The organism is Streptodolium elevatio, assembly GCF_040649515.1.
In the GTDB taxonomy this organism is placed as follows: Bacteria; Actinomycetota; Actinomycetes; order Streptomycetales; family Streptomycetaceae; genus Yinghuangia; species Yinghuangia elevatio.
Window position 1 is genome coordinate 40,173 of the sequence record NZ_JBEZFP010000060.1, and the last position, 9,073, is coordinate 49,245.

The following is a 9,073-nucleotide window of genomic DNA, read 5'->3' on the forward strand; positions in this document are numbered from 1 at the left end:
CGCGTGCTCCCCGTACCCTGGAGCCAGAGTTCATCCCTGATATCGCACTACTTGAGGACTGAGTAGCCCTGGCACGCCGAATGCCCGAAGGACCGCCGCCCGCTCCGGCCGTCCAGAAACTGCGCCTGCGCTACGCCAAGCGCGGCCGCCTGCGGTTCACCAGCCACCGGGATTTCCAGCGCGCTTTCGAGCGGGCGCTGCGTCGTTCCGAGGTGCCGATGGCCTACTCCGCGGGCTTCACGCCGCACCCCAAGGTGTCGTACGCGGGCGCCGCGCCGACCGGCGTGGCCAGCGAGGCCGAGTACCTGGAGATCTCGGTCGTGCGGCGCTGCGAGCCGGACGAGCTGCGGGCACTCCTCGACTCCTCGCTGCCGCCCGGCCTGGACGTGCTGGAGGTCGTGGAGGCGGCGCCCGGCAACCTCGCCGAGCGGCTGCAGGCGTCGGTGTGGGACATCCGGCTGCCCGACGTCGAGCCGGAGACGGCGCGCAAGGCGGTCGAGGCGTTCATGGCCGCGGAATCGGTCGAGGTCGAACGCATGACCAAGAACGGCATGCGTGCCTTCGACGCGCGGGCCGCCGTGGCCGCGCTGGACACGGACGCTCCTTCCGCCGCGTCGGACGGGGCGGATGGGTCCCATGCGTCCGATGATGAGATTGACGCAGGTCACCAGGGTGTCGATGGGAGCGGCGACCGACCCTGTGCGATACTGCGACTGGTTGTACGGCACACCACACCCGCCGTCCGACCCGACGACGTTCTGTCCGGTCTCCGCTTGGTCGCCGACCTCGCGCCGCCCGTTCCCGCCGCGGTGACTCGCTTGGCGCAGGGGCCGCTCGACACCGCGACCGGTGCGGTGACCGATCCGCTCGCGCCCGAGCATGCGGTGACCTCGACGGGGAACGAGGAGCTGTAGACACGGGGCGGAGCCGAAGCCACGGACCGCCGTCGACGCCTCGGCCCGGAACTACCGGGTGCCAGGGGCGCATTCCGACAGACTTTCGTCGGCCCTGCCAGGTGCGGGGTCGGCGAGCGAGAGACGAGCTTCTGTGCGGCGCCCTCCTTGGAGCGCCCGGAAGCGTGACGGGAGACAGACCCGCATGCTCGAGAACGAGCCGAACGGTGCGGCGTCCGACGACGCCCAGCCGCACGACACCGCGACATCCAACGACTCCACATCCACCTCGGACACGGGTGCGGGCGCGCCCTCGGCGGACGCCGGGGCAGAAGCCCCCGCTGCCCCCGCGCGGCGCCGCCGCCGGGCCGCGAGCCGACCGGCCGGGCCGCCCAAGCCCAGCACCGGGACCGACGACACGACCGACAGCACCAACACCACTGACACGCCCGACACGGCCGGCGCCCCTGCCGACGCCGATGTCGCACCGGCCATAGCTGCGGCCGCGGACACCCCTGCCGCCGAAGCGGCACCCGAGCCGACCGGCGAGCCGGACGCGGATGCCGCGGCGGAGGAGGAGGCGGCCGAAGCGGAAGCCGACGTGGCCGCCGAAGCCGCGCCGGAGCCGGAACCCGAGCCAGCACCGCGCCGGGCCCGGCGTACCCGCAAGCGCGTGGCCGCCGAGCCCGAGGCCGAGCCCGCGACCGCCGCCACCGCCGAGCCCGAGACGGCCGCGCCTGCCGACGCGCCTGCCCCCGTCGAGGAGGCCGCGGCCGAAGAGGCCGAGCCGGCGCCGCGCCGGACGCGGCGTACCCGCAAGCGCGCGGCCGCCGAGCCCGAGCCCGAGTCCGTGCCGGCCGAGACCGCGGCGGAGACCACGCCAGAGGCGACCCCTGAGGCCGCCGAGCCGGAGCCCGAGGAGGCGCCGGCACCCACGCGTACCCGCCGTGCGGCGCCTGCCGTCTTCCAGCCCCTGTTCCAGGCCCCGGAGGCCCACACCGCCCGCGCGGTCACGCCGGCGGCCGCCGTGGCGGACGACGAGCACGACGACGCGGAGGAGCCGGCCGACGAGCCGCGCACCCGCCGCCGCCGTACCCGCCGCAACCCGGCCGCCGAGGCCGCCGCGAGCATTCCCGGCGTGACCGTCGCCGGTCCGGGCGCCGGGCGCCCGGCGGCCGAGGACGACGCCGAGGCGGAGGCCGAGGGCGCCGAGGGCGAGGCCGACACCGACCACGACGCCGAGGGCGACGAGTCCGGCGACCGCCCGACCCGGCGCCGCCGCCGCGGTGGCCGCCGCCGTCGGGGCCGCGACGCCGAACGGGCCGACGGCGAGAACGAAGGTGACGAGTCCGACGAGTCCGACGAGGACGCCGAGGACGCCGAGCCCCGTGCGAGCGACGCCCAGGGCGCCGACGAGGACGACGACGACTCGGCGACCACCACCAGCCGTCGCCGTCGCCGTCGGCGCCGCCGCGACGGTGCCGACGGCGAGTCGCCCGCCGCCGACGACCCCGAGCGCACGGTGGTCAAGGTCCGCGAGCCGCGCGCCCGCCGGGCCGACCGCGCAGCGGAGGGCGAGGACGTGGGCGACGGCGTGCAGAGCGTCAAGGGCTCGACGCGCCTGGAGGCCAAGAAGCAGCGCCGCCGCGAAGGTCGCGAGCAGGGCCGCCGCCGCGTGCCGATCATCACCGAGGCCGAGTTCCTGGCCCGCCGCGAGGCGGTCGAGCGCGTCATGGTGGTGCGCCAGACCGGTGAGCGCACCCAGATCGGCGTGCTGGAGGACGGCGTCCTCGTCGAGCACTACGTGAACAAGGAGCAGGCCACCTCGTACGTCGGCAACGTCTACCTGGGCAAGGTCCAGAACGTGCTGCCGTCCATGGAGGCCGCCTTCGTCGACATCGGCAAGGGCCGCAACGCGGTGCTCTACGCCGGCGAGGTCAACTTCGACGCGGGCTCGCCGCGCCGCATCGAGGCGGTCCTGAAGGGCGGCCAGTCGGTCCTGGTGCAGGTCACCAAGGACCCGATCGGTCACAAGGGCGCCCGCCTCACCAGCCAGGTCTCGCTGCCGGGCCGCTACCTCGTGTACGTGCCCGAGGGCACGATGACCGGCATCAGCCGCAAGCTGCCGGACACCGAGCGCGCGCGCCTGAAGACCATCCTCAAGAAGATCGTTCCCGACGACGCGGGCGTGATCGTGCGTACCGCCGCCGAGGGCGCGAGCGAAGAGGAGCTGGCGCGCGACGTCACCCGTCTGCAGGCGCAGTGGGAGGACATCAAGAAGAAGGCGGCGACGGCCAACGCGCCCGCGCTGCTGTACGGCGAGCCGGACATGACGGTCCGGGTCATCCGCGACATCTTCAACGAGGACTTCACCAAGCTCGTCGTCTCCGGCGACGAGGCGTGGGAGACCGTGCACAACTACGTCGCGCACGTGGCCCCCGACCTGGCCCCGCGCCTGTCGAAGTGGTCCAGCGAGACGGACGTCTTCGCGACCTACCGCGTCGACGAGCAGCTGATGAAGGCGCTCGACCGCAAGGTGTGGCTGCCCAGCGGCGGTTCGCTGGTCATCGACCGCACCGAGGCGATGGTCGTGGTCGACGTCAACACCGGCAAGTTCACCGGGCAGGGCGGCAACCTCGAAGAGACGGTCACCCGCAACAACCTGGAGGCGGCCGAGGAGATCGTCCGCCAGCTCCGGCTGCGGGACCTCGGCGGCATCATCGTCATCGACTTCATCGACATGGTGCTGGAGAGCAACCGCGACCTGGTGCTGCGGCGCCTGCTGGAGTGCCTGGGCCGGGACCGTACGAAGCACCAGGTCGCCGAGGTGACCTCGCTCGGCCTGGTCCAGATGACGCGTAAGCGGGTCGGCCAGGGGCTGTTGGAGGCGTTCTCCGAGACGTGTGACAAGTGCAACGGGCGCGGTGTGCTCGTACGCATGGACACGCCCGAGCAGAAGTCCGGCGGCTCGAGCCGCCGCCGCCGGGGCAAGGGCGGCGGGAACGGCAACGGCAACGGCGCCCACGAGCACACGCACGACGAGCCGGCCGAGACGGTCGCGGCCGACGAACCGATCGAGATCATCGACGTGGTCGATGTCGAGGACGCCGTCGACACCGACGAGCCGATCGAGGTCGTGGAACTCGTCGAGAGGGACGCCGACAGCGAGGCCGACACCGAGGTGCCGGTCGAGGCCGAGGCCGAGATCGTCGTCGCGGCGGAGTCGGAGCCGGTCGAACTGGTCGAGCCCGCCGAACTGGTGGAGTCGGCCGGGGCCGCGTCGACCGAGTCTGCGGACGAAGCCGCGGAGACGGTCGAGGCCGGCAGTGCCGAGGCCGATGCAGACGCCGAAGAGGCCCCGAAGAAGGCCGCCAAGCGCGCCCCGCGCAAGACGGCCGCCAAGAAGACCGCGGCGAAGAAGACGGCGGCCAAGAAGACCGCCGCCAAGAAGTCGACCCGCAAGACCGCCGCCGGAGCGGATGCGGCCGACACCGCATCGACGGACTCGTCGCCGGCCGAGTCGGCCCCGGCCGAGCAGGCACCCGCCGAACCCGCGGCCGCGCCCTCCGGGGACTCCGCGGCACCGGAGGAGCAGCCCGCAGCACCGGCGAAGCGCACCCGCAAGGCGCCGCGTCGGGCCACCCGCCCGGCCGGTGCACCGACCGCTGCCACGCCCACCGAGGGCGGGGCCGCGGACGGCGCCGAGCCCGCCGCCGAGCCCGTCTCGGCGTCCGCGCCCGGCAACTAGCCAAGCGGTACGACGTCGGCTGGGAAAGCGGCGGCATACAGCGACACCCACGTCGGGGGTCGGGCCCAGGTCCGGCCCCCGACGGGTCCCGCGCCGCGCGGCCGGGACCCGGTTTGACCGGGTGCGGAACTGATCCGTACTCTTGACCCTCGGCATGTTTATGCCAAGTTCCTGAGCACCCACCTCCCGGCGTCTGCGCCGGGGGAGGCCGCCCGGCATCGGTCGGAGACGGCTGGCGTCAGGGACTCCGATCGAACAGAGAGCGAGTTCGCGGTGTACGCGATCATTCGCGCCGGCGGTAGGCAGCACAAGGTTGCCGTCGGCGATGTCTTCCAGGCCGACCGAGTGCAGACTGCGGCCGGCGAGACCGTCGAGCTTCCCGTCCTGCTCCTGGTCGACGGCGAGTCCGTGACGAGCGACCCGTGGGTCCTCGCCGGTGTGAAGGTGACGGCCGAGGTCGTCGACCACACCAAGGGCAAGAAGATCGACATCCTGAAGTACAAGAACAAGACCGGCTACCGCAAGCGCATGGGTCACCGCCAGCAGCACACCCAGCTGAAGGTCACCGGCATCGAGACCGGGAAGAAGTAGAGGACATGGCACACAAAAAGGGCGCATCGTCCACCCGTAACGGCCGTGACTCCAACGCCCAGCGGCTCGGCGTGAAGCGTTTCGGCGGCCAGGTCGTCAACGCGGGCGAGATCATCGTCCGCCAGCGCGGCACGCACTTCCACCCGGGTGCCAACGTCGGCCGTGGCGGCGACGACACCCTGTTCGCGCTCGCCGCCGGTGCGGTGGAGTTCGGCACGCGCCGCGGACGCCGCGTCGTGAACATCGTCCCGGCGGCCTAAGGCCCAGGGACCCCCTTGCTCGACCCGAAGGCGGACCGGATCCACGGTCCGCCTTCGGTCTTTGCCGCAAAAAACTGCTGGAGGTACAAGTGACCACCTTCGTCGACCGCGTGGTTCTGCACGTAGCCGCGGGTAACGGGGGCCACGGGTGTGCCTCCGTCCATCGCGAGAAGTTCAAGCCGCTCGGCGGCCCCGACGGCGGCAACGGCGGCCGCGGCGGCGATGTGTCGCTCGTCGTCGACCCCAACGTCACGACCCTCCTCGAGTACCACCACTCGCCGCACCGCAAGGCCACCTCCGGCAAGCCCGGCGCGGGCGGCAACCGCAGCGGCGCCGACGGCAGCGACCTGGTGCTCGCCGTCCCGGACGGGACCGTCGTCAAGCGCCTCCTGCCCGGTGGCAAGGAAGAGGTCGTCGAGGACCTGGTCGGCAACGGCACCCGCTTCGTCCTGGCCCAGGGCGGCCGCGGCGGCCTCGGCAACGCCGCGCTGGCCTCGCCGCGCCGCAAGGCCCCCGGCTTCGCGCTGCTCGGCGAGCCCGGCGAGGGCGGCGACTACGTCCTCGAACTCAAGACCGTCGCCGACATCGCACTCGTCGGCTACCCGAGCGCGGGCAAGTCGAGCCTGATCGCGGCGCTGAGCGCGGCCCGCCCGAAGATCGCCGACTACCCGTTCACCACGCTCGTGCCCAACCTCGGCGTGGTGACCGCGGGCGACGTCGTCTACACCGTCGCGGACGTGCCCGGCCTCATCCCGGGCGCGAGCCAGGGCAAGGGCCTCGGTCTGGAGTTCCTGCGGCACGTCGAGCGCTGCAAGGCGCTCGTGCACGTGCTCGACTGCGCGACGCTGGAGCCGGGCCGCGACCCGATCAGCGACCTCGACACCATCGAGGCGGAGCTTGCCGCGTACGGCGGCCTCGACGACCGGCCGCGCATGGTCGCCCTCAACAAGACCGACATCCCCGACGGCCACGACCTCGCCGACCTGGTGCGCGCCGAACTCGAAGGCCGCGGCCTGAAGGTGTACGAGGTCTCCGCGGTCAGCCACAAGGGCCTGCGCGAGCTGTCCTTCGCGATGGCCGGCCTGGTCCAGCAGGCCCGCGACGCCGCCCCGCCGCCGGAGGCGACCCGCATCGTGCTGCGGCCGGCCGCCGTCGACGACAGCGGCTTCACCGTCACCCGGCGCGGCGACGCCTTCATCGTGCGCGGCGCCAAGCCCGAACGCTGGGTGCGCCAGACCGACTTCGCCAACGACGAGGCGGTCGGCTACCTCGCGGACCGGCTCGCCCGGCTCGGTGTCGAGGAGGCGCTGTTCGACGCGGGTGCGCGCCCCGGCGCCGAGGTAGTCATCGGCGACGACGAGTCCGGCGTCGTCTTCGACTGGGAGCCGACCGTCGCGACCGGCGCCGAGATGCTGGGCCGCCGCGGTGAGGACCACCGCTTCGACGAGCAGCGCCCGGCCGTGCAGCGCCGCCGCGAACGCGAGTCCATCCGCGGCGAGTACGAGGAATTCGACCCCTTCGGCAACGAGTGACCGGCCCGGCCATGGCCGGGGGAGTGGAGCACCGCGCATGTCAGTCCCTGATCGGCGTGAGGACGTCACCTCCGCACGCCGCATCGTGGTCAAGGTCGGCTCGTCGTCCCTGACCACCGCCGCCGGCGGCCTCGACGCGGACCGCGTCGACGCGCTCGTCGACGTGATCGCCGCGAAGCGCGCCGAGGGAGCCGAGATCGTCCTCGTCTCGTCCGGCGCCATCGCGGCCGGCCTCGCGCCGCTGGGACTCGACCGCCGACCGCGCGACCTCGCCACCGCCCAGGCGGCGGCGAGCGTCGGACAGGGGCTGCTGGTGGCCCGCTACACCGCGTCCTTCGCGCGGTACGGCCTGCGGGTCGGCCAAGTGCTGCTGACCGTCGACGACATGACGCGGCGTACGCACTACCGCAACGCGTACCAGACCCTGGACCGCCTGCTGAACCTCGGGGTGCTGCCCGTCGTCAACGAGAACGACACGGTGGCCACCGAGGAGATCCGGTTCGGCGACAACGACCGCCTCGCCGCGCTGGTCGCCCACCTGGTACGCGCCGACCTGCTGGTGCTGCTGTCCGACGTCGACGGCCTCTACGACGGCGATCCGGTACGCCACACCTCGTCCCGCATCCCCGAAGTCCGCGGTGCCGCCGACCTGGAGGGCGTCGAGATCGGCAAGGCCGGGCGGGCGGGCGTGGGCACCGGCGGCATGGTCACCAAGGTCGAGGCCGCCCGCATCGCGACCACCGCGGGCATCCCCGTCGTGCTCACCGCGGCCCGCCACGCGTCCGAGGCGCTGACCGGCAAGCAGACCGGAACCTTCTTCCACCGCACGGGTGTACGCGGTGCCGACCGCCTGCTCTGGCTCGCCCATGCGACCACCGCGCGCGGCCGCTTGGTCCTGGACGAGGGCGCGGTCGGCGCGGTGGTCGAGCGCCACAAGTCGCTGCTGCCGGCCGGCATCACCGCCGTCGAGGGCGGGTTCGTCGCGGGCGACCCGGTGGACCTTGTCGACGAAAACGGTCACATCATCGCCCGCGGGCTGGTCAACTTTGATGCTAAGGAACTCCCCGGGCTCCTGGGCCGCTCCACCCACGAGCTGGCCCGGGAAATGGGGCCGGCGTATGAGCGCGAGGTCGTGCACCGCGACGACTTGGTGCTGTTGCGCCGCTGACGCACGCGACGCGGGGGCGGCACTGTGCAGGCCCCGGCGGCAGGGACCACGCCGCCGGGGAGCCGCCCCACGTCATCGACGGGAGGCGGACCAGTGCAGGGACGTGGCAGGGAACTGCCCTGGGAGGCCGCGCCGTCGGTGCGCCCGAACGCGACGCCGGAGGGCGGCCTCGGCGGGGACGAGGCGATCCGGGTCGAGGAGACCCGGATGTGGCACATCACCCTGACCGTCGCGGGTGGTGCGGTTCCCTCGGACGAGATACGCAGAGCGCTCGAACGCCTCGCCCACGACCACCCGTTCCTGCTCGCCGGCCGCTACGCCGCCGACCACGCCGAGATCCGCTACTGGGAAGAGGCCCGCGACCTCCAGGACGCGGCGGCGCTCGCCCTGCGCCTGTGGGGCGAACACCGCCGCTCGGCGGGCCTCCCGCCCTGGGAGATCATCGGTCTTGAGGTCGTCGACCGCGGTACGTGGCAGCAGCGCGCCAAGTCGCCGGGCGGCGGCCCGATCGTGCCGGGCGGTGTACAGCCGTTCTAAGCGGCCTCGGGGAGACCGCTTGGGCCGCGACTTCCAAGTCCGGTTGGGCCGCCGGGCCCGCGAACCGCGGCACGCTCCGGGCCCGCGCCGGGCCCGGCGCGGGCCTCTTTCGCCCGCCCAAGTCGCCGTGTGGCGGACCTTGCCGCCAGGCCCCGGCTCGCACGCACCACGGCCCGCGGGCTCCCCGACGGGACGTTGAAGACCCCCCGGGTCTACTTGTCTGCCTCCGCCAAGTGCGCGTACGTGCCACGTAGTTCGCGTTTGAGGATTTTGCCGCTGGGGTTTTTGGGGAGGGTGTCGGTGACGATGATGTATTTGGGGACTTTGAAGCCGGCGAGGTGTTC

At 73.1% G+C, this 9,073-nt stretch carries 7 protein-coding genes; all 7 read left to right on the plus strand.

Features of this window, described 5'->3' with window-relative positions:
• The first annotated feature begins 80 nt into the window (after nucleotides 1–80).
• Nucleotides 81–914 (plus strand): TIGR03936 family radical SAM-associated protein, encoded by an 834-nt coding sequence (locus AB0C36_RS22720; protein ID WP_358356723.1) that lies wholly within the window; start codon nucleotides 81–83, stop codon nucleotides 912–914.
• Nucleotides 915–1,098: 184 nt separating this feature from the next.
• Nucleotides 1,099–4,641 (plus strand): Rne/Rng family ribonuclease, encoded by a 3,543-nt coding sequence (locus tag AB0C36_RS22725; RefSeq protein ID WP_358356725.1) that lies wholly within the window; start codon nucleotides 1,099–1,101, stop codon nucleotides 4,639–4,641.
• A gap of 273 nt (nucleotides 4,642–4,914) precedes the next feature.
• Entirely contained in the window at nucleotides 4,915–5,232 is a 318-nt protein-coding gene (gene rplU / locus AB0C36_RS22730; protein ID WP_358356727.1) for a 50S ribosomal protein L21, read from the plus strand.
• Nucleotides 5,233–5,237: 5 nt separating this feature from the next.
• Nucleotides 5,238–5,492, plus strand: a complete 255-nt coding sequence (gene rpmA / locus AB0C36_RS22735; RefSeq protein WP_358356729.1) for a 50S ribosomal protein L27 — start codon at nucleotides 5,238–5,240, stop codon at nucleotides 5,490–5,492.
• A gap of 89 nt (nucleotides 5,493–5,581) precedes the next feature.
• Entirely contained in the window at nucleotides 5,582–7,024 is a 1,443-nt protein-coding gene (gene obgE / locus AB0C36_RS22740) for a GTPase ObgE (RefSeq protein WP_358356731.1), read from the plus strand.
• Nucleotides 7,025–7,061: 37 nt separating this feature from the next.
• Nucleotides 7,062–8,192 (plus strand): glutamate 5-kinase, encoded by a 1,131-nt coding sequence (gene proB / locus AB0C36_RS22745; protein WP_358356733.1) that lies wholly within the window; start codon nucleotides 7,062–7,064, stop codon nucleotides 8,190–8,192.
• A gap of 93 nt (nucleotides 8,193–8,285) precedes the next feature.
• The gene (locus tag AB0C36_RS22750) at nucleotides 8,286–8,729 is read left to right on the plus strand and encodes a DUF8830 family protein (protein ID WP_435839102.1); all 444 of its coding nucleotides are present in this window, start codon (nucleotides 8,286–8,288) and stop codon (nucleotides 8,727–8,729) included.
• The last annotated feature ends 344 nt before the right edge of the window (nucleotides 8,730–9,073 follow it).